20 protein-coding genes are annotated in these 21933 nt (G+C 67.2%); 12 read left to right on the top strand and 8 right to left on the bottom strand.

The genetic code is table 11. From position 1 onward, the window contains the following. Nucleotides 1–77 precede the first annotated feature (77 nt). A complete protein-coding gene (locus AAHB17_RS19445) occupies nucleotides 78–1274 on the top strand; it encodes an acyl-CoA dehydrogenase (RefSeq protein ID WP_342132471.1) in 1197 nt (398 codons plus the stop codon). A gap of 80 nt (nucleotides 1275–1354) precedes the next feature. Then, nucleotides 1355–2584 (top strand): CaiB/BaiF CoA transferase family protein, encoded by a 1230-nt coding sequence (locus AAHB17_RS19440; protein WP_342132470.1) that lies wholly within the window; start codon nucleotides 1355–1357, stop codon nucleotides 2582–2584. 16 nt (nucleotides 2585–2600) lie between these two features. On the opposite strand, the gene AAHB17_RS19435 is transcribed toward AAHB17_RS19440, so the two are convergent. Then, nucleotides 2601–3128, bottom strand: coding sequence for a hypothetical protein (locus AAHB17_RS19435; protein WP_342132469.1), 528 nt, complete (start codon nucleotides 3126–3128; stop codon nucleotides 2601–2603). A gap of 161 nt (nucleotides 3129–3289) precedes the next feature. On the opposite strand from AAHB17_RS19435, the gene AAHB17_RS19430 reads away from it, so the two are divergent. Both AAHB17_RS19430 and fghA read left to right on the top strand, forming a co-directional pair. After that, entirely contained in the window at nucleotides 3290–4408 is a 1119-nt protein-coding gene (locus AAHB17_RS19430; RefSeq protein WP_342132468.1) for an S-(hydroxymethyl)glutathione dehydrogenase/class III alcohol dehydrogenase, read from the top strand. Nucleotides 4409–4544: 136 nt separating this feature from the next. Then, nucleotides 4545–5405, top strand: coding sequence for an S-formylglutathione hydrolase (gene fghA / locus AAHB17_RS19425; RefSeq protein WP_342132466.1), 861 nt, complete (start codon nucleotides 4545–4547; stop codon nucleotides 5403–5405). A 3-nt stretch (nucleotides 5406–5408) separates the two neighbouring features. On the opposite strand, the gene glcF is transcribed toward fghA, so the two are convergent. The 7 genes from glcF to AAHB17_RS19390 form a co-directional block, all read right to left on the bottom strand. Further along, nucleotides 5409–6626: a glycolate oxidase subunit GlcF gene (glcF, locus tag AAHB17_RS19420; RefSeq protein ID WP_342132465.1), complete on the bottom strand. Its 1218-nt coding sequence runs from the start codon at nucleotides 6624–6626 to the stop codon at nucleotides 5409–5411. 3 nt (nucleotides 6627–6629) lie between these two features. Then, nucleotides 6630–7763, bottom strand: coding sequence for a glycolate oxidase subunit GlcE (glcE, locus tag AAHB17_RS19415; protein WP_342132464.1), 1134 nt, complete (start codon nucleotides 7761–7763; stop codon nucleotides 6630–6632). Between the two features lie 68 nt (nucleotides 7764–7831). Beyond that, entirely contained in the window at nucleotides 7832–8065 is a 234-nt protein-coding gene (locus tag AAHB17_RS19410; RefSeq protein ID WP_342132463.1) for a hypothetical protein, read from the bottom strand. A gap of 119 nt (nucleotides 8066–8184) precedes the next feature. Next, on the bottom strand, nucleotides 8185–8688 hold the full coding sequence (locus AAHB17_RS19405) for a hypothetical protein (RefSeq protein ID WP_342132462.1): 504 nt from the start codon (nucleotides 8686–8688) through the stop codon (nucleotides 8185–8187). After that, a complete protein-coding gene (gene pgaC, locus AAHB17_RS19400) occupies nucleotides 8678–9946 on the bottom strand; it encodes a poly-beta-1,6-N-acetyl-D-glucosamine synthase (RefSeq protein ID WP_342132461.1) in 1269 nt (422 codons plus the stop codon). The genes AAHB17_RS19405 and pgaC overlap by 11 nt, the downstream gene beginning before the upstream one ends. Beyond that, nucleotides 9943–11964, bottom strand: coding sequence for a poly-beta-1,6-N-acetyl-D-glucosamine N-deacetylase PgaB (pgaB, locus tag AAHB17_RS19395; protein WP_342132460.1), 2022 nt, complete (start codon nucleotides 11962–11964; stop codon nucleotides 9943–9945). The genes pgaC and pgaB overlap by 4 nt, the downstream gene beginning before the upstream one ends. Beyond that, nucleotides 11961–14186: a tetratricopeptide repeat protein gene (locus AAHB17_RS19390; RefSeq protein WP_342132459.1), complete on the bottom strand. Its 2226-nt coding sequence runs from the start codon at nucleotides 14184–14186 to the stop codon at nucleotides 11961–11963. The genes pgaB and AAHB17_RS19390 overlap by 4 nt, the downstream gene beginning before the upstream one ends. Nucleotides 14187–14577: 391 nt before the next feature. On the opposite strand from AAHB17_RS19390, the gene AAHB17_RS19385 reads away from it, so the two are divergent. The 8 genes from AAHB17_RS19385 to fusA all read left to right on the top strand — a co-directional run bounded on the left by AAHB17_RS19385 (nucleotide 14578) and on the right by fusA (nucleotide 21710). Then, entirely contained in the window at nucleotides 14578–15006 is a 429-nt protein-coding gene (locus tag AAHB17_RS19385; RefSeq protein WP_342132458.1) for a CopD family protein, read from the top strand. 4 nt (nucleotides 15007–15010) lie between these two features. Then, nucleotides 15011–16126, top strand: coding sequence for a VanZ family protein (locus AAHB17_RS19380; RefSeq protein WP_342132456.1), 1116 nt, complete (start codon nucleotides 15011–15013; stop codon nucleotides 16124–16126). A 9-nt stretch (nucleotides 16127–16135) separates the two neighbouring features. Beyond that, on the top strand, nucleotides 16136–16489 hold the full coding sequence (locus AAHB17_RS19375) for a (2Fe-2S) ferredoxin domain-containing protein (RefSeq protein ID WP_342132455.1): 354 nt from the start codon (nucleotides 16136–16138) through the stop codon (nucleotides 16487–16489). Beyond that, entirely contained in the window at nucleotides 16486–17106 is a 621-nt protein-coding gene (locus AAHB17_RS19370) for an alpha/beta hydrolase (protein WP_342132454.1), read from the top strand. Before AAHB17_RS19375 ends, AAHB17_RS19370 begins: the two co-directional genes overlap by 4 nt. 95 nt (nucleotides 17107–17201) lie before the next feature. Beyond that, nucleotides 17202–18368, top strand: a complete 1167-nt coding sequence (locus tag AAHB17_RS19365; RefSeq protein ID WP_446719624.1) for a D-alanyl-D-alanine carboxypeptidase family protein — start codon at nucleotides 17202–17204, stop codon at nucleotides 18366–18368. A 135-nt stretch (nucleotides 18369–18503) separates the two neighbouring features. Continuing rightward, nucleotides 18504–18881 carry a 30S ribosomal protein S12 gene (gene rpsL / locus AAHB17_RS19360; protein WP_305334118.1) on the top strand — a complete coding sequence of 126 codons (378 nt, stop codon included), beginning with the start codon at nucleotides 18504–18506 and terminating at the stop codon, nucleotides 18879–18881. A 156-nt stretch (nucleotides 18882–19037) separates the two neighbouring features. Beyond that, on the top strand, nucleotides 19038–19508 hold the full coding sequence (gene rpsG, locus AAHB17_RS19355) for a 30S ribosomal protein S7 (RefSeq protein ID WP_342132453.1): 471 nt from the start codon (nucleotides 19038–19040) through the stop codon (nucleotides 19506–19508). 99 nt (nucleotides 19509–19607) lie between these two features. Then, nucleotides 19608–21710, top strand: a complete 2103-nt coding sequence (fusA, locus tag AAHB17_RS19350; RefSeq protein WP_342132452.1) for an elongation factor G — start codon at nucleotides 19608–19610, stop codon at nucleotides 21708–21710. The last annotated feature ends 223 nt before the right edge of the window (nucleotides 21711–21933 follow it).

The raw sequence follows: 21933 nt of genomic DNA, 5'->3' as shown, positions 1-21933 counted from the left end.
TGTTTGCCAAACCTGGGGACGGCGCCTAGCATCCCGGCTGTTCAACCGAATTTGTCACACATCTCAAGGAGACCTTCATGGCCCACGCCGCTTTTCAATGGAACGACCCGTTTCTGCTGGACCAACAGCTGACCGAAGACGAACGCATGATCCGCGATGCGGCGTATGAGTACTGCCAGGGCAAGCTCATGCCGCGCGTGCAGGACATGTTCCGCCACGAAAAGACCGACATCAGCATCTTCCGCGAGATGGGCGAGCTGGGCCTGCTGGGCCCCACCATTCCCACCGAATACGGTGGCGCGGGCCTGAACTACGTGAGCTACGGCCTGGTGGCGCGTGAAGTCGAGCGCGTGGACTCGGGCTACCGCTCCATGGCTTCGGTGCAGTCCTCGCTGGTGATGGTGCCGATCAACGAATTCGGTACCGAAGCGCAGAAGCAGAAGTACCTGCCCAAGCTGGCCTCGGGCGAATTCATCGGCTGCTTCGGCCTGACCGAGCCTGACCACGGCTCCGACCCCGGCAGCATGGCCACCCGCGCCTACAAGGTCGACGGCGGCTACAAGCTCAAGGGCAGCAAGATGTGGATCACCAACAGCCCGGTGGCCGATGTCTTCGTGGTCTGGGCCAAGGAAGTGTCCGAGGGCGGCTCCGTCGGTCCCATCCGTGGCTTCGTGCTGGAAAAGGGCATGAAGGGCCTGAGCGCCCCGGCCATCCACGGCAAGGTGGGCCTGCGCGCCTCCATCACCGGCGAGATCGTCATGGACGACGTGTTCTGCCCCGAAGAAAACGCCTTCCCCGAGGTGCAGGGCCTCAAGGGCCCCTTCACCTGCCTGAACAGCGCCCGCTTCGGCATCGCCTGGGGCGCCATGGGTGCGGCCGAGTACTGCTGGCACACCGCCCGCCAATACACCCTGGACCGCAAGCAGTTTGGCCGCCCCCTGGCCGCCAACCAGCTGATCCAGAAGAAGCTGGCCGACATGCAGACCGAAATCACGCTGGGCCTGCAGGCCGCCCTGCGCGTGGGCCGCATGAAGGACGAGCACCAGAACGTGGTGGAGATCACCTCCCTGATCAAGCGCAACAACTGCGGCAAGTCGCTGGACATCGCCCGTCTGGCGCGCGACATGATGGGCGGCAACGGCATCTCCGACGAGTTCGGCGTGGCCCGCCACCTGGTCAACCTGGAAGTCGTGAACACCTACGAAGGCACCCACGACATCCATGCCTTGATTCTCGGCCGCGCGCAAACGGGTATCGCCGCTTTTGCGAACTGATCGCGCACTGAACCGCTGAAACCAGGCGCCCTGCCTCCTCGCCGGAGTCAGGGCGTTGTCCATTTGCAGAGAAGAACCCCATGACCACCACCGCCGGCGCCCTGTCCCACCTCAAAGTGCTCGATCTCTCCCGCGTGCTCGCGGGTCCCTGGTGCACCCAGATCCTGGCCGACCTGGGGGCCGACGTGGTCAAGGTCGAAAAGCCGGGCGAAGGCGACGACACCCGCAAGTGGGGCCCGCCCTTCGTCAAGGATGCGCAGGGCAAGGACACCGAACACGCCAGCTACTACACGGCGGCGAACCGCAACAAACGCTCGGTCACCATCGACATGGCCCAGCCCGAGGGCCAGGCGCTGATCCGCCAGATGGCGGCCCAGGCCGACGTGCTGGTGGAGAACTTCAAGGTCGGTGGGCTGAAGAAATACGGACTGGACTACGCCAGTCTCAAGGCCATCAACCCGCGCCTGATCTACTGCTCGGTCACGGGCTTCGGCCAGGATGGCCCCCACGCCGAGCGCGCCGGCTACGACCTCATGATCCAGGCCACCAGCGGCATGATGAGCATCACCGGCCGGCCCGACGACGTGCCCGGCGGCGGCCCGCAGCGCGTGGGCGTGGCGCTCACCGACATCTTCACGGGGGTCTATGCCTCCAGCGCCATCCTCGCCGCGCTGGAAACCCGCCACCACACCGGCAGCGGCCAGCACATCGACATGGCCCTGCTCGACGTCGGCATGGCCATCCTGGCCAACCAGGCCGCCTCGTTCTTGAACGCCGGCATCGTGCCGCAGCGCCAGGGCAACAGCCACCCCAGCCTGGCGCCTTACCAGGACTTTCCCACGGCCGACGGCTCCATGCTGCTGGCCATTGGCAACGACGGCCAGTTCGCGCGTTTCTGCGCCGCCGCCGGCCACCCCGAGTGGGCACAGGACCCGCGTTACGCCAGCAACACCTTGCGGGTGCAGCACCGCGAGGTGCTGATTCCGGCCATGAGTGAGGCCACCCGCACCCGCAGCACGGCCGAGTGGATTGCGCTGCTGGAAGACAAGGCCGTGCCTTGTGGCCCGATCAACGACATCGGCCAGGCCTTTGCCGACGAGCAGGTGGTGGCGCGGGGCCTGGCGATCGCGCAACAGCGCGAAGACGGCCTGGCCATACGCAGTGTGGCCAACCCCATCCGCCTGGGCGACTACCCGGTGCAGCTGCGCCACGCGCCGCCCACCCTGGGCCAGCACACCGACGAGGTCTTGGCCGAGTTGGGGCTGGACGCGGCGCGCATTGCCGCCCTCAAGCAGGGCGGGGTGGTCTGAGCGGCTGACGACCGCCTCAGGCGCTCGCGTCCGGGCTGTTGTCCAGGGCGTCCAACAGGGCCTGGGTGTTGTCGGCCGGCAGCGCGGCCACCGCGTCTGCGGGCGCCTGCGCTGGCGCCTCAGCGGGTGTCTCGACGGGTCCCTCGGCAGGGCTTTCTGCGGTCTCGGCCGGCGTGTCGGTGACTGGCAGCTCCGCCACCGGGTCGGTCGGCGGGGCCTCCACCGATGCAGGTGCGGGTGCGCTCACGGCCGCCGGGGCCTGGTTCTCCAGGTAGCGGGCGATGTTGCGGCTGATGCGCTCCAGCGCCACGCCCTGGCCGCGTGTGCGGGCCTCGCCCAGGTCCTGCAGCCGCGCTTGGACCTTGAGCAAACCGGCCGGCGCACCGGTGGTGGTGCCGTCCGTGGCACTGGCGTTCTGTGCCGCTTCCGACAAGGTCACGGTGATGCCGCTCGGCGCCACCTCACCGCCGCCCGCCTTGGCGGTTTTGCCCGCGTGCGGTTCGCGCTGCAGGTTGGGCGGCGTGTGACTGTGGCTGATCTTCATGTCGGACTCCTCTGACAGGACGCACTGGGGCTGAGTCTTGAATGTAGGGCCGGGCGCGCGTGGCCAAGCGCGGAAAAGCGGGCCAAAAGCCCCCCTGTTCGCGGACGGTCGCCGTGGCCTCCCTACAATCGCCCGGACGTTTCAACCACAGGTCTCTCGCCATGAAAACACAAGCCGCCGTCGCCTGGAAAGCAGGTGCTCCGCTGACCATTGAAACCGTGGACCTGCAAGGTCCCAAGTTCGGCGAGGTGCTGGTGGAGATCAAGGCCACCGGCATCTGCCACACCGACTACTACACCCTCAGCGGCGCCGACCCTGAGGGCCTGTTTCCGGCCATCCTGGGCCACGAGGGCGCGGGCATCGTGGTCGACGTGGGCCCGGGCGTGACCACGCTGAAGAAGGGCGACCACGTCATCCCGCTCTACACGCCCGAATGCCGCCAGTGCAAGTTCTGCCTGAGCCGCAAGACCAACCTGTGCCAGCTCATCCGTGGCACCCAGGGCAAGGGCCTGATGCCCGACGCCACCTCGCGCTTCTCGATCAACGGCCAGCCCATCCTGCACTACATGGGCACCAGCACCTTCGCCAACCACACCGTGGTGCCCGAGATCGCGCTGGCCAAGATCCGCGAGGACGCCCCGTTCGACAAGGTCTGCTACATCGGCTGCGGCGTCACCACCGGCATCGGCGCGGTGATCTTCACCGCCAAGGTGGAAGCCGGCGCCAACGTGGTGGTGTTCGGCCTCGGCGGCATTGGCCTGAACGTGATCCAGGGCGCCAAGATGGTGGGCGCCGACAAGATCATCGGCGTCGACCTGAACCCGGGCCGCGAAGCCATGGCGCGCAAGTTCGGCATGACGCACTTCATCAACCCCAAGGACGTGCAAGCGGCGGGCGGCACGCTGGTCGATGCCATCGTGCAGCTCACCGACGGCGGCGCCGACTACAGCTTCGAGTGCATCGGCAACACCAAGGTCATGCGTGACGCACTGGAATGCACCCACAAGGGCTGGGGCCGCAGCATCATCATCGGCGTGGCCGAAGCCGGCGCCGAGATCAGCACCCGGCCCTTCCAGTTGGTCACCGGGCGCAAGTGGGAAGGTTCGGCCTTTGGCGGCGCGCGTGGCCGCACCGACGTGCCCAAGATCGTCGACTGGTACATGGACGGCAAGATCAACATCGACGACCTCATCACCCACAAGCTGCCGCTGTCGCGCATCAACGAGGGTTTTGACCTGATGAAGGCCGGCGAATCCATCCGCACCGTCGTTGAGTTCTGATTGAACACCCCCGCGCCGCTTCGCGTCACCCCCTCAAGGGGGCGACACCAGCCGTCCGGCAGGGCCGGCCCGGCGGTGTCCCTGGGCGGGCGCGGGCGGATGACACGCACAGCGCGCCGATAAGAGAGTCACCGCCATGGAATTGAAGTCTCTGGAACTGCTCAGCGAACACGCCTGCTTCGGCGGCGTGCAGCGTTTCTACAAGCACAGCTCGGCCGAGATCGGCCTGCCCATGCGCTTCGGGCTGTTCCTGCCGCCGCAGGCGCTGGCCGGGCAGGCCGTGCCGCTGCTGACCTTCCTCGCCGGGCTGACCTGCAGCGAAGAAACCTTTGCCATCAAGGCCGGCGCGCAACGCGAGGCAGCCCAGCTGGGCCTGGCCCTGCTCACGCCCGACACCAGCCCGCGCGGCGCCGGCATCAGCGGCGAAGACCACCACTGGGAGTTTGGCGTCGGCGCCGGTTTCTACCTCGACGCCACGGTCATGCCCTGGGCTGGCCACTGGTGCATGGAGAGCTACATCGTCCGGGAACTGCTGCCCGGCGTGGTGGCCCAGTTCGGCCTGGCGGGCCAGCGCCTGGGGCTGTTCGGTCACTCCATGGGCGGCCACGGCGCGCTCACCCTGGCGCAGCGGCACCCGGGCCTGTTCAAGAGCCTGTCGGCCTTCGCGCCCATCTGCGCACCCACCCGGTGCCCCTGGGGGCACAACGCCTTCACCGGCTATCTCGGGCAGGACGAAAGCACCTGGGACGCACACGATGCCAGCGTTCTGATGGCGCAACAGACGTCAGCGCCCTATGCCAACGGCATCCTGATCGACCAAGGCCTGGCCGACAAATTTCTGGTCGAACAACTCAAGCCCGAGCTGTTCGAGGCCGCCTGTGCCCAGGTCGGCCAGCCGCTGAACCTGCGCCGCCACGCCGGCTACGACCACGGCTACTACTTCATTCAGAGCTTCGTGGCCGACCACCTGCGGCACCACGCCGAGCGCCTGGCCTGACCCTCAAGCCAGCGCCGCGTCCAGCACCTCCACCCAGTGCCTGACCGGGGTGGAGGTGCCGCTTTGCAGGTGGGTGATGCAGCCGATGTTGGCGCTGACGATGGTCTGGGCCTGCAGTTCGTCCAGGTGCCCGAGTTTGCGATCGCGCAAGGTGTAGGCGATGTCGGGGTTGAGCACCGAGTAGGTGCCTGCCGAGCCGCAGCACAGGTGTGCCTCGTTGCGGGCCACGCTGATGTCGAAGCCCAGGGCGCCCAGGTGCTGCTCGACGCCGCCCTTGAGCTGCTGGCCGTGCTGCAGTGTGCAGGGCGGGTGGAAGGCGAGTTTGGGGCCGCCTTTGACCTGGTTTTTCAACACAGGCACCAGTTCGGGCAGCAACTCGCTCAGGTCCCGTGTCAGTGCGCTGATGCGCGCGGCCTTGGCGCCCCATTCGGGTTCGTCGCGCAGGATGTGGCCGTACTCCTTGACCGTGACGCCGCAGCCCGAGGCGTTCATCACGATGGCCTCCACACCGGCCTCCACGTGGGGCCACCAGGCGGCGATGTTCGCGCGCATCTGGGCTTTGCCGCCGTCCTGGTCGTTGAGGTGGAACCTGACCGCGCCGCAGCAGCCGGCCTGGCCTTCGACCACGGTCTGGATGCCAGCGGCGTCCAGCACGCGCGCGGTGGCGCGGTTGATGTTGGGCATCATGGCGGGCTGCACACAGCCGGCCAGCATCAGCACCTTGCGCGCATGGGTGCGGGTGGGCCAGGCGCCCGCGTTTTGCGGCGCGGGCACCTTGTTCTTGAGCGTGGCCGGCAGCAGCGGGCGCAGCATCTGGCCCAGCTTCATGGCCGGGCCGAACAGCGGCGAGGGCAGGCCTTCCTTGAGCAGCCAGCGCACCGCCTGTTCGCTGGCCGGGCGCGGCACCTTGGCGTCCACGATCTTGCGGCCGATGTCCACCAGGTGGCCGTAGTCCACGCCGCTGGGGCAGGTGGATTCGCAGTTGCGGCAGGTCAGGCAGCGGTCCAGGTGCTGCTGGGTGGAGCGGGTGGGCGTGGCGCCTTCGAGCACCTGCTTCATCAGGTAGATGCGCCCGCGCGGGCCGTCGAGCTCGTCGCCCAGCAGCTGGTAGGTGGGGCAGGTGGCGGTGCAGAAGCCGCAGTGCACACACTTGCGCAGGATGGCCTCGGCCGCCTGGCCATCGGGGGTGCCCTTGAATTCGGGGGCCAGGTTGGTTTGCATGGTTCAGCCCAATCGGCCAGGGTTGAAGATGCCGGCGGGGTCGAAGGCCTCGCGCAGTCGGTTTTCGATGGTGGCCAGCGGCCCGGAAGCGGCAGCGCGGCGCGGGAAGCCGGCGGGCAGGCCGCTGGCCGGCGCGCGGAACAGCGTGGCGTGTCCGCCCGCACCGGCTGCCGCTGTGTGCAGCCGCTCGGCCGCGTTCACCGGTGCCCACAGCCAGCGCTGGCCGCCGTGCCATTCGATGAGCTGTGCCCAGGGCAGGTCCAGCGCGGGCGCGGCCGGCGCCACGCTCAGACGCCACAAGGCCAGTTCGGGCGCGGGGGCGGTGAAGAAGGGCAGGCGCTGGTCGCGGCAAGCGGCCCAGTCGAGGCCGGCCTGGGCATTGTCCATGCGCTGGCCGGGCACGTCTTTCAACATGCGGGTGCAGGCCGACTCGACCGCGGCCACGGCGCCGCGCAGGCGCACAAACAACAGGTCCTTGGTAGGTGAGGCCGTGTCGTCGTGGACCCAGCAGCTGGCGTTGAGCGGCAGCGGCTGGCCGCCCCAGCGCTGCAACTGCGCCATGGCCTGCGATTGCGGCAGTTCAAACACCAGCGTGGCTTCGGCCGGGGCCACCGGCAGCACCTTGAGCGAGACCTCCACGATCAGGCCCAGCGTGCCCCAGGCGCCGGCCATGAGGCGGCTCACGTCGTAGCCGGCCACGTTCTTCATGACCTGGCCGCCGTAGGTGAGCAGTTCGCCGCGGCCGTTGAGCACTTGCACGCCCAGCATGTAGTCGCGCACGGCGCCCACGCTGGCGCGGGCCGGGCCGCTGAGGCCGGCGGCCACCATGCCGCCGACGGTGGCGCCGGGGCCGAAGTGGGGTGGCTCGAAGGGCAGGCACTGGCCGCGTTCGGCGAGCTGGGCCTCGAGTTCGGCCAGGGGCGTGCCGGCCAGGGCCGTGACCACCAGCTCGGTCGGCTCGTAGGACACCACGCCGCTGAGCGCGCGGGTGTCCATCACGTCGCCGGCGCCGGCCTGGGTTTGGCCATGGAAGGCTTTGGTGTCGCCGCCGCGCACCCGCAGGGGCGTGCGGCGTGCCGATGCGGACAGGACCTGCTCGACGAGCGGGCCCAGGGCGGGATGGGTGGCGGCTTGCATGGCCGCAATGGTAGCGACCCACCCCGCGTCCTGGGGTTGATATTTTTTGTGTGCCGCCGCGCCGGATTTCAGCTCGCGAAGCCCAGGCAGGCACCCGCGTTGGGGCGGCCACGGCATTCGCGTTTGAGGCGGCGTTCGCGCTCGGCGGTGCTTTCCTGGGAGCCGCTGGGCACCACCTTGACGCTGCTGCTGCCGCGCGGACGTTTGGTTTGGGCCGCCTGGGTGGCCCCCTGTGCGCTGCCCAGGCCCATGGCCAGGATGACCAGCGCCCCGCAGGCGAAGCGGGCTGGATGTTTCATCATGCTTGCACTCCCTGAACCTGTGCGCCCCGGTGCCGTGGCGCGTTTTCTTGTCGGGCCATCATAGGGAATGGCCCAGGGTTTGGCGACACAGCCTGGCGACGTCCGGAACCCGTTGGTTTTCAGGCGATCGTTGAGGTGCTGTGGGTGGCTGGCGCGTGCCGCAGGGCGGCATCGGTGGCGGCCAGCAGCCCGTCAGCGTCATGTTGGACGATCAAACGGCGGGATGCACGGGCCTGCTCCAGTTGCTCGATGCTGAGGGGGGTGAAGGCGTCTATCCGGGGCGGCGGCGGGGCCTGGTTGGGGCCGCGACCCATGCGCCGGCGGCTTCTCAACAACGCGGCGGCGACCACGGGCAGGAACATGCCAAAACCCAGGAGCAATCCGGTCGGGGGTGGTCGCAAGGGGAGTTGCGGCAAGTGGCGCCACAGCAGGAACAGGAACCCGCACCAGGCGGCGACCAGCAGCAACGGTCTGAGGTATTTCATCCACAGGTACAGGCGCCAGGCCTTGTGTCGGGGCCAGCGCGCCAGGTAGTCGTGGCGGGCGTCGCGCGCGGCATCCAGGATGAGGGGTTCGGGCCTGGGCGCGGGGCCAGGCAGGTTCTTGCGGCGTTCAGTTGTCACGGGTGAATCCTCGATCGGGGCTGGTCCAGGTGGCGCGCATGCCTCGGGCACGTTTGAGCGCCTGGGGCAGGGCCCATGTGGTGGTCAGCAGGTTGATCAGCCAGAAGGCCAGCGGATACCACAGGGTCCATGCGTAGTAGCGCAGCAGGTGTTGGTCGTAGCGCCTGTCGACCAACAGGCTGACCAACAGCTGCAGCAGGCAGGTGAGCGCCAGCAACAGGCCGGCGCTGCTGGTCAGTTGGGGGCCCGGCTGATGGCCAGGCCACAGGGCCAGTGCGATGGAGCCCGCCAGCGTGAACAAGACCCCATAGGCCCAGACAACGCTGGTGAGGTATTCGGCCATCACCGGCCACAGGCGCCAGTGGCGGGGATGCAGGGCCACGGGGCCATAGCGCATCATGGTCTGCATGCCGCCGGTGGCCCAGCGCTGACGCTGCTTGTAGAGTCCGCCCAGCGTCTCGGGCATGAGAATCCAGCACAGCGCGCGCGGTTCGAAGCGAACCCGCCAGCCGCGCAGCTGCAGGCGCCAGGTCATGTCGATGTCTTCTGTCAGCACGTCCGTCGACCACAGGCCGGCCTGCAGCACGGCCGACCGCCGGAACAGCGTGATGACGCCGGAGACGGTGAACAGGCTGCCCAGCAGCTGCTGCGTGCGCTTGATCAGGCCAATGGTGGACGAGAACTCGCCCACCTGCATGCGACCCAGCAGGGTGCTGCGGGTGCGTATGCGCGGGTTGCCGGTGACGGCGCCGGTGAGCGGGTCGTCGAGCAGGTGCCGCAGCAGCCAGCCGATGGCGTCCGGATTGAGCAGGGCGTCTCCGTCGATGCACATCAGGAATTCGCTGCGCGCCAGCAGGGTGCCGGTGTTCAGGGCCACGGCCTTGCCCTGGTTGCGCGCGTGGTGCAGCACGCGCAGTCGGGTGTGGCGGCGGGCCAGGGCGTCCAGCTGGGGGCCGGTGTCGTCGCTGCTGCCATCGTTGATGGCAATGACCTCCACGTGCGGGTATTCGGTCGCCAGCAGCTGGCCGATCACGTGCTGCACATTGCTCGACTCGTTGAAGCAGGGAATGAGCACGCTGACCAGCGGCCGCTCGGCCAAGTCGGCCAGCGGGTCCACGCCGTGTGTGTGTCCGCGTTCGAACCACAATGCGTGGACCAGGCCGCCCGCCATCCAGGCCCAGGCCATCAGCATGGGATAGAAAAAAAGAAACGCGAGGAAGGCGCCTTGTAGGCGCTGCAGTGCGTCGGTCGGCATCATGGCACGGACGGGCGAAGGGGAGCGGGAGGGGGCCACACCGGGTCCCACTGCGTGGACAAGGCCTCGCGCGCCGTGCTCACGCCGGGTTGTTGGTGCACGAAGTCGTCGGGGTAGTAGCCGAGATGGCGCACGCCCAGGTTCTGCAGGTGACGCATTTGCCGGGCCAGCTCGGCGTCGGGCACGGGCTGGTTGGTGCGCCAGTCGCGCGCCTGCAGTTCGAACAGCGTACGCTCCAGGCCATCGGGCCGGCGCGCCACCGCCTGCACCAGTTGTCGCAGCCAGGGCAACGGCCGGTCCTGCTGTTCCATGTAGGGCATGGCCATCAGCACCGTGTGGTCGTAGTGGGCCAGGAAGTCGTCCAGCTTCTGCGAGAACCAGTGCTCTGCCTGGGGCTCCAGCACCGGCTGGGCGTAGATGTTGCGCGCGGTTTTCAGGCCCGGGTTCCAGGCCCGGGACCGCGCGGCCAGCGTCAGGGTGAAATCGGTCAGCCAACGGGCTTTGTGCGCGGTCCACGCCGTGAGCGCCTCTGGGCTGAGTGGCGTCTGCAAAGGATCGCCCAGGCCCCATTGGTCATAGACGAGGCGGGCCGCTGGCGACGCGTCTTCGTCGTCACCCAGCAGGGCATCGTCGTGGAACAGGACGCCGTCGAAGCGGGCGTGGTGCCCCAAGTCTTCGTACAGCTCGCCGATCAGCCCACGCACCGATTCGTCAAAGGGGGTCAGGCGGTGGTATCGCCGGGCTGCCGGGGTGCGGGCCGTGACCACCCGGTCGGCCAGCGGATGGCCCGTGGGCAGCCGCCAGGCCAGCACCGGCATCCAGGCATAGACCTGCACGCCGGCGCGCTTCTTCAGCTGCCAGGCGGCGCGCGCGAACAGGTCGGCGCGCACGGGCAGGTGCCGGTTGGGAAAATAGACAGCGTCGGCGACGCCATCGCCATCGGGGTCGGCAAAGGCCTGCAGGAACACGCTGCGCGGCCGGATGGTGGCGATGCGCTGCACCAGTTGCGACAGGTTGGCCTCCTGCTGCGCTGGGTTGGGGTCGTACACGTAGTCCAGGTCGATGTGCACGAAGCGTTGTGCGGGTGCGCGGGCGCCCGCCGGTTTGGCCTCGCTGCGCAGGTAGTGGATGTAGTTGCTCGCCGGCTGGTCGTAGGTCGGCAGGGCGCGGCGCAGGGTTGTCAACGGTACGCCGGCATGGTTGGGGCCGTCGTCCAGGTTCATCTGGATGTCGAGGCCGGCCTCTTGCGCCACCCGGGTGGACGTGGCGTTGTAGGCCCCATAGGGCCAGGCCAGGGCACGCACCCGCACCCCGGTGTGGGTCTCGATGATGGCCTGGCTGCGGCGCAGGTCTTGCGCGATCCGGGATGTGTAGTCGGCCAGCGATTCATAGCCCTTGTCGCCATGGGCCAGGCTGGCCGCCGCGGGCAGCTGGTTGCCCTGCGGGATGGCGAGGTGGCCACGGTGCATGTCATGTGTGTGGCTGATGAACTCGATCAGACCGGACGCTTGCATCTCGCGCACCTGCTTCCAGCTGAGAAAGTTTTCCCGTGGCAGGCTCGATTCGCCATAGGTGACCTGGCTGCCTGGTGGCTGTTCCATCCAGTGTGTGACCAGTGCGACGGTGGCCGGATAGTTGAACTGTTGCAGCAAGGGGAACACGCGGGTGTAGGTGCTGGCGTAGCCATCGTCGAAGGTCAGCAGCACCGCCCGTGGCGGCAAAGGCGCGCGCCCCGCACGCGCATCCACGATCTGCTGCAGGCTCACAGGCTGGTGGCCGTGCTGGCGCAGCCAGGCGAAAAAGTCCGCGAGCATGCGTTCGTCCACGGCGGTTTCGTCTGGCTGGGTGGCCATGCTGGCGCGCACCTGGGGACGCACGTCGTGGAAGGCGAGCGCGCGAAAGTGTTGTCCGTCGTTCGGATCGGCCGGCGGCGTTTGCGCAGCGCAGACGCTGGCCAGCACCAGGGTGGCGATGGCGAGGGTGGCGTGCCATGCACAGCGGAGCATCAGCGGCGGGTTCATAGGAGGCTCCAGGAAAAACGCAGGTGCAGGGCCTGGCGCCGGGTCGCGGCGCCGTCGTACGGACGGCTCGACGCGGTCCAGCCATAGGCCAAGGCCGCCTGGGGGCCCAGCTGCCATTGGTGCTCATAGCGCAGTTGCCACAGCGGGTGCTGGCCGTAGCCGGCCTGGCGGACGGGGCCGGCTTCGACCGCCAGCACGTGCTGCAAGCGGTGGTCGTTGCGCACCCAGTGCACCCAGGTCAGTTGGGCGCTGGCCAGAAGCGCTTGCTGACGCCGGGGACTGAAATAGGGCCGCTTGTCCAGCCGGTGGCGCTCGTCGCCCCAGGCCAGGCCACCTCGCAGCCGCAGGCTGGATGACAGCTGCAGGACCTCGCTCCAGTTCAGGCGTTGTCCCAGTCGGGTGTTGCCGTCGCTGTAGGCCATGCGCTGGAACTGCCATTCGACACGTCCGGTCGGGCTGTAGACATAGGCCAGGCCAGCCTCGGCGGCGTTGCCATGGATGCCGACCTGCCAGGCCTTCCAGGGCGTGTCCAGGCCGTGGTTGTGCGCGCTGGCGTTCAGGCGCCACGTGTCGCTGGCGCGCCAGTCCACACGCAGGTCCAGTCCGGTGCGCGCCTGTGGGCCACCACGGTCATGGTGCGCACCGGTGGACAGCTGCCAGGGGCCATCCTGGCGTTGCAGGCTGAGGCCCTGGTGGACGCGGCGACCGGACACACCCTCGCCTTTGGCGCGGCCCAGGTTGAGCTGGTAGCCCACGCGCCAACCGGTGGTATCCAGCGGCGCGCTCCATGCGCTGCGCAGCCACGATTCCCGCAGATCGCCGCCGTCGCGTTCCTGGCCGCTGTCGATGGCGACGTCCATGCGCGGTGCCAGCCTGTTCTGCAGGGCCTTGCGGGCCTGTGCCACGGCGGGATGACCGGCATCGAGGGCGTTGAGCTGTTGCCATGCATCTCCCACAAAGCCGGCGTTTTCCAGCGCCAGCGCATGGTCGATGTGGGCCATCTGCATCTCCGGGTGCTGGGTCAGCGTGCGGCGGGCTTCGAGCAGGGCGGCTTCGGGGCGGTCTTGCCAGCGCAGCAGCAACTGTCTGTTGCTGCGCAGCCAAGGGTTGGTGGGCGCCTGCTCCAGCAGCGCGTCCAGCCGCTGGCCGGCGGAGGCTTCATGCCCCGACTGCATGTCCACCCAGACGCGCAGCGATTGCACGGCCGCGGCCTCGGGATTGGCCTGGCCCGGACGCGCGCCCAACCGGACATAGGCCGGCGTGACCGCTTCCAGCCGCTGAACCAGGCGGCGGGCGTCGTCGAAGCGGCCTGCATCGAGGTAGGCGTGCACCAGATCGGACAGGTCGCTGCTGTAGGCCTCGGGCGGTCGGGTATGCAGTTCCAGTGCCGTTTCGTACAGGGCGATGGCACGGTCGGCGCGCCCCAGTCCATGGTGGGCACGTGCCGCTGCCAGGGTCGCATGGCGCGGTGGCGCGGCGCCTTGCAGGGACAGGCGTTCGTGCCACTGCAAGGCTTCGGCATGGCGTTCGAGCGCGACCAGCAACTGCATGTGGTCCCCCACCAGGGCCGACCAGAGGTCGGGCCACGAGCGAACCGCTTCCAGCATGGCCGCCCGTTCCGCCAGCAGGGCGTCCAGTTCGGTCCGTGCCGCGGTGTGGTCTTGCTCGTGCATTCCCAGGGCCCAGCGCTGGCGCTGGGCCAGCGCGTGTTGCGCGAACTCGGCCATTTCCCGGGGGCTGAACAGGTCGGCATCGCGGCCGATCGCCACCCGTGCCTGTTCCAGGGCCAGGGTGGCCGCACCGCTGCGCTGGAGTGCCAGCAGCCGCAAGCGCTGCGCATAGCGATGGCTGGGCCGCAACGCCAGCAGTGCCTGGTAGTGGCGGGACGCGGCGATCCAGTCGCCACGCAACTCCGCCAGCGCGCCACGGGCTTCGTGAAGCCTGGCCAGCTGGGCTGGCGGGGTGCCGTCTTCTAGGTGTTTCAGGGCCTGGGCCGCTGACTCGAGCTGGCTTGTATCCATCAGCCACCAGGCTTGAGCCAGGCGGGCATCCCAACTGGACGGTGTTTGAGCCAGCCAGGCCTGCACCGCTCGCCCTTGTGTGGCGTTGCGGCCCAGTTCACGCGCGGACGCCGCCAGTGCTTGCAGCAGGCTTGGGGGCCAATTTTCCAGCGTCTCGGTCTCGGCCCATTCAAGCGCCTGCAGCTGTTGACCCGTCTGCAAGGCTCGCGCGACGCGGTCGGCCTGTGCAGACAACGCAACCGTGTCTTCGCCGCCCCAGGCTGGCGAGACGGCGCACAGCAATGCCGCCCAGCATGGGCGGGGCCAAAGCCAGCGATCGCCAGCCGGACGCACACGCCCATGTCGAAACAGCATTCGAGTCCTCCCTGACCTGACACCACGCTTCAAGATTTGTTGTTCTGTGAAACCGACCCCACGCGCTGACGCCCATGCTGTCCGGGCAGGTTTCGAGGGAAATGATAGAAGGCGAATCGCCTACAAACCCATGCCCCGTCTAACTTGTTACCGTTCTTATTCTTTGTTGTAACTGATAATTAAAATTTGATAATTGCGGGAAGTGGTTGCGACAAAGCACCGTCGCTACACTTGTTGGATGCTCTGGGTCAAATCCTTTCACATCGTTTTTGTGGCCAGCTGGTTCGCCGGCCTGTTCTACCTGCCGCGCATCTTTGTCAACCTGGCCATGGTGCCGCCCGAGAGCGTGGCCGAGCGCCAGCGGCTGCTGACCATGGCGCACAAGCTCTTGCGCTTCAGCACCCTGCTGGCGGTGCCGGCGCTGGCGCTGGGGCTGTGGCTCTGGCTGGGCTATGGCGTCGGACATGGCCCGGGCAATGGCTGGATGCACGCCAAGCTGCTGGTGGTGGCCCTGGTGATCGGCTACCACCACGCCTGCGGGCGGCTGCTCAAGCGTTTTGTGGCGGGCGAGAACCGCCGCCACCATGTCTGGTTCCGCTGGTTCAACGAGGCCCCGGTGCTGATGCTGGTGGCCGCGGTGGTGCTGGTGGTGGTCAAACCTTTCTGACACCATGGCCAACGACCGCGACGACGGTCAGCTCAGTTTTGCCTTGCCGCTGGCGCTGTGGTACGTGGCGCTGGTGGTCTACGCCAGCCTGTACCCCTTTCACAGCTGGCGCGACCAGGGGGTGTCGCCCTGGGATTACCTGTGGGCGCCCTGGCCCCGCTACTGGACGCTGAACGACGTGCTGGCCAACCTGGCCGGTTACGTTCCACTGGGTTTCCTGTTCGCCTGGGGCGCCTGGCGGCGGGGTGGCCGCGCCTTGGCCGTGGTGGTCGGTGCCGTGCCACCGGCCCTGTTGTCCCTGGTGCTGGAGGCGGCACAAAGCTACCTGCCGCAACGCGTGCCCTCCAACGTCGACTGGCTGCTCAATGCCGCCGGTGCGCTGGCGGGGGCGGTGCTGGTGGTGGTGCTGGGGCGGCTGGGCGCGATCGCGCGCTGGAGCCACATCCGACAGCGCCTGTTCGTGGCGCATTCGCGCGGCGCCCTGGTGCTGCTGGCGCTGTGGCCGCTGGCTTTGCTGTACCCGTCATCCCTGCCGTTTGGCCTGGGCCAGGTGTGGCAGCGGGCCGAACTGTGGCTGGGCGAGGTGCTGGTGGACACGCCTTTTGCGGATTGGCTGCCGACCGACGCACCGGCGCTCAACGACCTGAGCGCCCTCGGCACGGCGGTGTGTGTGGCCTTCAGCCTGTTGGCGCCCTGCCTGATGGGCTATGCGGTGCTGGCCACCCTGCGGCAACGGGCCTGGTACTGGCTGTTTTTCTGCGCTGGCGCCTTTGGCGCCGGGGGGGTGTCGGCCGGCCTCACCTACGGCCCGGACCACGCCTGGGCCTGGCTGGCGCCGCCGGTGGTGGCCGGTGCCGGGGCGGCGGCGCTGCTGGCTCTGTGCTGCCTGGGCCTGCGGCGGCGCACCTGCACGGTGTGGATGCTGCTGGCGCTGGCGTTTTCGCTGGGGCTGCTCAACCAGGCGCCCGACAGTCCCTACCTGGACCAGTCGCTGCAGGTCTGGGAGCAGGGCCGCTACAGCCATTTCCATGGCCTGTCGCAGTGGCTGGGTTGGCTCTGGCCCTACCTGGCCCTGGCCTATGGCGTGCTGCTGGCATCCCGGCGTGAGGGCGATCACTAAAATAGCCCGATGTCCGATGCCGCTTCTTCCGCGCCTGGTTCTTATTACCAGCGCCATATCTTTTTCTGCCTGAACCAGCGCAACAACGGCGAAGCCTGCTGCGCCGACCACAACGCCCAGAAGGCGTTCGACCGCTGCAAGGCCCAGGTCAAGGCCCAGGGCCTGGCCGGCCCGGGCAAGGTGCGGGTCAACAAGGCCGGTTGCCTGGACCGTTGCGCCGGCGGCCCGATCGCCGTCGTCTACCCCGAAGCCGTCTGGTACACCTTCGTCGACGAAAGCGACATCGACGAGATCGTCAGTTCGCACCTGCGCGACGGGGTGGTGGTCGAGCGCCTGCGCACCCCTCACGACGTCGGCCGATGAATGCCCAGACGGAAAAACTGCTGATCGATGGCACGGCCGGCGCCATCGAGGTCGCGCGCGACCTGGCGCCCCAGGCGCGTGGAGTGGCCGTCATCGCCCACCCGCACCCACTGTTTGGCGGCACCATGGACAACAAGGTGGTGCAGACGCTGGCGCGCGCCTTCGTGTCATGTGGCTGGACCACGCTGCGTTTCAACTTCCGAGGTGTGGGCCAGAGCGCCGGCGCCCACGACGATGGCCGGGGCGAGGCCGAGGACCTGCTCCGCGTCATCGGGCAACTGGCGCCTGAGGGACAGTTGTGCCTGGCGGGCTTCTCGTTCGGTGCCTTTGTCACCACCCACGCCCTGGCGCGGCTGCACGGTCAGCGCGACATCGCCAAGCTGGCGCTGGTCGGCACGGCCGCCAGCCGTTTCAATGTGTTGCCCATTCCGGCGGAACTCCACGAGCGCACCCTGGTCGTTCATGGCGAGGCCGACGACACCGTGCCACTGGCGTCGGTGATGGACTGGGCGCGGCCCCAGGTGCTGCCGGTGACGGTGGTGCCCGGGGGCGGCCACTTCTTTCATGGCCAGCTGCCCCTGCTGCGCTCGCTGGTGGTGCGCCACCTGCGAGCCTGAGTGCGGGGCGGTCCGGCTTTTTTATTTTTTCCTGAGGATTGCCTGTGTTCCGTTTTGATGATTCGTCGGCCTGCGTGCCCGCTTCCTGGGCCACCGTGCGCCGCGCCGTGTTGGCCCTGGGCCTGGGTGTGGCTTCGCTGGGCGCCAGCGCCCAGGCCCTGACCCCGCCCGAGGTGGCGGCACGCGCCTACCTCCTGCTCGACGTGACCAGCCAGCAGGTGCTGGCCGCCAAGGACGCCGACGTGCCGGTGGAGCCGGCTTCCTTGACCAAGCTCATGTCCGCCTATCTGGTCTTCGACGCCCTCAAGTCCAAGAAGATCAGTCTGACCCAGACATTCGGCGTCAGCGAGCGGGCCTGGAAGATGCCGGGTTCGCGCATGTTCATCGACCCCAAGATGCAGGTGCCGGTCGAAGACCTGATCAAGGGCATGATCGTGCAGTCGGGCAACGACGCCACCGTGGCCCTGGCCGAAGGCGTGGCCGGTTCGGTCGAGCGTTTCGTTCAGCTCATGAACGAGCAGGCCAAGGTGTTGGGCATGACCAACACGAGCTACAAGAACGTGGAAGGCCTGACCGAGGCCGGCCACACCACCACCGCGCGCGATCTGGCCACCTTGTCCATGCGGCTGATGCGCGATTTTCCGGACTACGTGCCCTATTACGCGATCCAGCGCTACCGCTACGCCGGCACGCCGGCCGCCAACGGCACCAACCGCAACCTGCTGCTGTTCCGCGATCCCAGCGTCGACGGCCTGAAGACTGGCCACACCAACGCCGCCGGTTACTGCCTGGTGGCCACCGCGCGCCGCAGTTTCCCGGCGCTGGGCGAAGGGGCTGCCGGTCAGCGTCGCCTGGTCAGCGTGGTGCTGGGAGCGAGCAGCGAGAACGCCCGCGCCGCCGAAAGCCAGAAACTGTTGAACTGGGGCTTCTCCGCCTATGAGGCTGTGCGCCTGTTCGCGCCCGGCCAGGCGGCCGTGACGCCGGCCATCTGGAAGGGCAAGGCGCCCACCGTGGGCTTGGGTGTGCCTGAAGGCATCGTTGTGAGCGTGCCGGCCGGCGAGGGCGCCAAGCTCAAGACCGAGGTGCTGCGCCCCGACCCGCTGGTGGCGCCGCTGCAAAAAGGCCAGAAGCTGGGCACCCTGAAGGTCAGCACCGGTGGCGGCGTGGCCGTCACCGAGGTGCCGCTGACCGTGCTGGAGACGGTGGAAGAAGCTGGTTTCCTGGGCCGTGCCTGGGACGCGATCCGCCTCTGGATCAAATAAGGATCATCCGCGTAACGGGGTCTCGCCGGGCGTGGCTTGCGCCAGGCGAGACCCCGTGCTACATTAGCGGGCTTTTCGAAAATTTTCGAAGGGCTTTTCGTTTTCGCTTTTTTCAAACGTTTAGGGACGTTTCCAATGCCAACCATCAATCAACTCGTGCGCCACGGCCGGGAGGTCGAAAAGACCAAGTCCAAGAGCCCGGCCATGGAGAACTCTCCTCAGCGTCGTGGCGTGTGCACCCGTGTGTACACCACGACCCCCAAGAAGCCCAACTCCGCTCTGCGCAAGGTCGCCAAGGTGCGCCTGACCAACGGTTTTGAGGTCATTTCCTACATCGGCGGTGAAGGCCACAACCTGCAGGAACACAGCGTCGTGCTGGTTCGCGGCGGTCGTGTGAAGGACTTGCCTGGTGTGCGTTACCACATCGTCCGTGGCTCGCTGGATCTGCAAGGCGTGAAAGACCGCAAGCAGTCGCGCTCCAAGTACGGTGCGAAGCGTCCCAAGGCGAAGTAATTCGACTTGTTGTTCGGTGTTTGGCCGGCCGGCAAGCCGTGTTGAACGTAGTGACCCCAAAACGCCATGTCGGCGTCGGGTCGAGTAAGTGAAAACCGTGCTTGGTTTTCGCGGTGTCTGAAAAGATGCCAACTGAAGCAAATTTGAGGTGTAAACATGCCACGTCGTCGCGAAGTCCCTAAACGTGAAATCCTGCCGGATCCCAAGTTCGGCAACGTCGAGCTCTCCAAGTTCATGAACGTGATCATGGAAGGCGGCAAGAAGGCCGTCGCCGAGCGCATCATCTACGGTGCCCTGGAGCAGATCGAGAAGAAAACCGGCAAAGACCCGCTGGAAGCCTTCACCACCGCCATCAACAACGTCAAGCCCATGGTGGAAGTCAAGTCCCGCCGCGTGGGTGGTGCCAACTACCAGGTGCCCGTTGAGGTGCGCCCCGTCCGCCGCCTGGCCCTGTCCATGCGCTGGATCAAGGAAGCCGCCCGCAAGCGCGGCGAGAAGTCCATGGCCATGCGCCTGGCCAACGAGCTGATCGAGGCCAACGAAGGCCGTGGCGGCGCCATGAAGAAGCGTGACGAAGTGCACCGCATGGCCGAAGCCAACAAGGCGTTCAGCCACTTCCGCTTCTGATTCACGCGGGTTTCATTTTTACCCGCTAGCCTCTCAGAAGCGAGCCCGCAACCCTTTCCGGGGTAGCGGGCTTTAGTACATCATCATTGGAGAATTGTCATGGCACGCACTACGCCCCTGGAGCGGTACCGCAACATCGGTATTTCCGCCCACATCGACGCCGGTAAAACCACCACCACCGAGCGCATCCTGTTCTACACCGGCGTGAACCACAAGATCGGTGAAGTGCACGACGGCGCGGCCACCATGGACTGGATGGAGCAGGAACAAGAGCGCGGCATCACCATCACGTCCGCCGCCACCACCTGCTTCTGGAAGGGCATGGACCGCTCGTTCGAAGAGCACCGCTTCAACATCATCGACACCCCCGGCCACGTGGACTTCACCATCGAGGTGGAGCGTTCCATGCGCGTGCTGGACGGCGCCTGCATGGTGTACTGCGCCGTGGGCGGCGTGCAGCCGCAGTCGGAAACCGTGTGGCGTCAGGCCAACAAGTACAAGGTGCCGCGTCTGGCCTTCGTGAACAAGATGGACCGCACCGGTGCCAACTTCTTCAAGGTCTACGAAGGCATGAAGCTGCGCCTGAAGGCCAACCCCGTGCCCATCGTGATCCCCATCGGCGCCGAAGACAACTTCGTTGGCGTGGTCGATCTGCGCAAGATGAAGGCCATCATCTGGGACGAAGCTTCCCAGGGCATGAAGTTCACCTTCGAAGACATCCCGGCCAACCTGGTGGAACAGGCCAAGGAATGGCGCGAGAAGATGGTCGAGGCGGCTGCCGAAGCGTCCGAAGAGCTGATGAACAAGTACCTGGAAGAGGGTGACTTGTCCGAGGCCGAAATCACGGCCGGTCTGCGCGCCCGCACCCTGGCGTGCGAAATCCAGCCCATGCTGTGCGGCACCGCGTTCAAGAACAAGGGCGTGCAGCGCATGCTCGACGCCGTGATCGAACTGCTGCCCTCGCCCGTGGACATCCCGCCCGTGGGCGGCACGACCGAAGACGAAGAGCCGACCTCGCGCAAGGCCGACGACGAAGAGAAGCTGTCCGCCCTGGCGTTCAAGCTGATGACCGACCCGTTCGTGGGCCAGCTGACCTTCGTGCGTGTGTACTCGGGCGTGCTCAAGAAGGGCGACACCGTCTACAACGCCGTCAAGGGCAAGAAGGAGCGCATCGGCCGTATCGTGCAGATGCACGCGAACAACCGCCAGGAAGTCGAAGAAATTCGCGCCGGCGACATCGCTGCCTGCGTGGGCCTGAAGGACGTCACCACGGGTGAAACCCTGTGCGACCCGTCCGCCATCATCACCCTGGAGCGCATGGTGTTCCCCGAGCCCGTGATCGCACAGGCCGTGGAACCCAAGACCAAGGCCGACCAGGAAAAGATGGGCATCGCGCTGAGCCGCTTGGCTGCCGAAGATCCGTCCTTCCGCGTGCGCACCGACGAAGAATCGGGCCAGACCATCATCGCCGGCATGGGCGAGCTGCACCTGGAAATCATCGTCGACCGCATGAAGCGTGAATTCGGCGTTGAGGCCAACGTCGGCAAGCCGCAGGTGGCCTACCGCGAAACCATCCGTGGCACCGTGGAGGCCGCCGAAGGCAAGTTCGTGCGCCAGTCGGGCGGCAAGGGCCAGTACGGCCACGTCGTGCTGAAGATCGAACCGCAGGAAGCCGGCAAGGGCTTCGAGTTCGTCGACGCCATCAAGGGCGGTGTGGTGCCGCGCGAATTCATCCCCGCGGTGGAAAAGGGCGTGATCGAAGCCCTGACCACCGGCGTGCTGGCCGGCTACCCCGTGGTGGACGTCAAGGTCACGCTGCACTTCGGTTCGTACCACGATGTGGACTCGAACGAACTGGCGTTCAAGATGGCCGCCATCTTCGGCTTCAAGGAAGGTTGCAAGAAGGCCCAGCCGGTCATCCTGGAACCCATGATGGCCGTGGAAGTGGAAACGCCGGAAGACTACGCCGGCACGGTGATGGGTGACCTGTCCAGCCGCCGTGGCATGGTGCAGGGCATGGACGACATGATCGGTGGCGGCAAGGCCATCAAGGCCGAGGTGCCGCTGTCGGAAATGTTCGGTTACTCCACCTCGCTGCGCTCGGCCACGCAAGGCCGCGCCACGTACACGATGGAGTTCAAGCACTACTCGGAAGCGCCGCGCAACGTGTCGGAAGCCATCATGGCTGCCCGCGCGAAGTAAGGCCCACCCCCGCGCCGCGCCTGAGGGCGCGTCACCCCCTCAAGGGGGCGTTGCGTACGGGCCGGCAGAGCCGGGCCCATCGCAACCCCGGTTTTGGAGGGTTGGCACGCGGGACTTTTGTTTGTCTTCGACACCGCTGTTGCGGTCGGCAGATTGCCCGTGATCTGCCAGGGTCGGAGACGTTAAACCCTCACGGGCATTGTTCTTTTTACTGAGGTAATCG

The organism is Hydrogenophaga sp. OTU3427, assembly GCF_038440225.1.
Lineage (GTDB): Bacteria > Pseudomonadota > Gammaproteobacteria > Burkholderiales > Burkholderiaceae_C > Hydrogenophaga.
The sequence above is the reverse complement of the archived record's forward strand: the minus strand, read 5'-3'. Positions and strand labels throughout refer to the sequence as shown.

Excerpts from the sequence above, each read along its gene's own strand:
- rpsL (WP_305334118.1), top strand. The coding sequence starts at position 18,504 with ATGCCAACCATCAATCAACTCGTGCGCCACGGCCGGGAGGTCGAAAAG.
- rpsG (WP_342132453.1), top strand. The coding sequence starts at position 19,038 with ATGCCACGTCGTCGCGAAGTCCCTAAACGTGAAATCCTGCCGGATCCC.
- AAHB17_RS19430 (WP_342132468.1), top strand. The coding sequence starts at position 3,290 with ATGAAAACACAAGCCGCCGTCGCCTGGAAAGCAGGTGCTCCGCTGACC.
- AAHB17_RS19445 (WP_342132471.1), top strand. The coding sequence starts at position 78 with ATGGCCCACGCCGCTTTTCAATGGAACGACCCGTTTCTGCTGGACCAA.
- fusA (WP_342132452.1), top strand. The coding sequence starts at position 19,608 with ATGGCACGCACTACGCCCCTGGAGCGGTACCGCAACATCGGTATTTCC.
- AAHB17_RS19370 (WP_342132454.1), top strand. The coding sequence starts at position 16,486 with ATGAATGCCCAGACGGAAAAACTGCTGATCGATGGCACGGCCGGCGCC.
- pgaC (WP_342132461.1), bottom strand. The coding sequence starts at position 9,946 with ATGATGCCGACCGACGCACTGCAGCGCCTACAAGGCGCCTTCCTCGCG.
- fghA (WP_342132466.1), top strand. The coding sequence starts at position 4,545 with ATGGAATTGAAGTCTCTGGAACTGCTCAGCGAACACGCCTGCTTCGGC.
- glcE (WP_342132464.1), bottom strand. The coding sequence starts at position 7,763 with ATGCAAGCCGCCACCCATCCCGCCCTGGGCCCGCTCGTCGAGCAGGTC.
- AAHB17_RS19380 (WP_342132456.1), top strand. The coding sequence starts at position 15,011 with ATGGCCAACGACCGCGACGACGGTCAGCTCAGTTTTGCCTTGCCGCTG.
- AAHB17_RS19375 (WP_342132455.1), top strand. The coding sequence starts at position 16,136 with ATGTCCGATGCCGCTTCTTCCGCGCCTGGTTCTTATTACCAGCGCCAT.
- pgaB (WP_342132460.1), bottom strand. The coding sequence starts at position 11,964 with ATGAACCCGCCGCTGATGCTCCGCTGTGCATGGCACGCCACCCTCGCC.
- AAHB17_RS19385 (WP_342132458.1), top strand. The coding sequence starts at position 14,578 with ATGCTCTGGGTCAAATCCTTTCACATCGTTTTTGTGGCCAGCTGGTTC.
- glcF (WP_342132465.1), bottom strand. The coding sequence starts at position 6,626 with ATGCAAACCAACCTGGCCCCCGAATTCAAGGGCACCCCCGATGGCCAG.
- AAHB17_RS19440 (WP_342132470.1), top strand. The coding sequence starts at position 1,355 with ATGACCACCACCGCCGGCGCCCTGTCCCACCTCAAAGTGCTCGATCTC.
- AAHB17_RS19435 (WP_342132469.1), bottom strand. The coding sequence starts at position 3,128 with ATGAAGATCAGCCACAGTCACACGCCGCCCAACCTGCAGCGCGAACCG.
- AAHB17_RS19410 (WP_342132463.1), bottom strand. The coding sequence starts at position 8,065 with ATGATGAAACATCCAGCCCGCTTCGCCTGCGGGGCGCTGGTCATCCTG.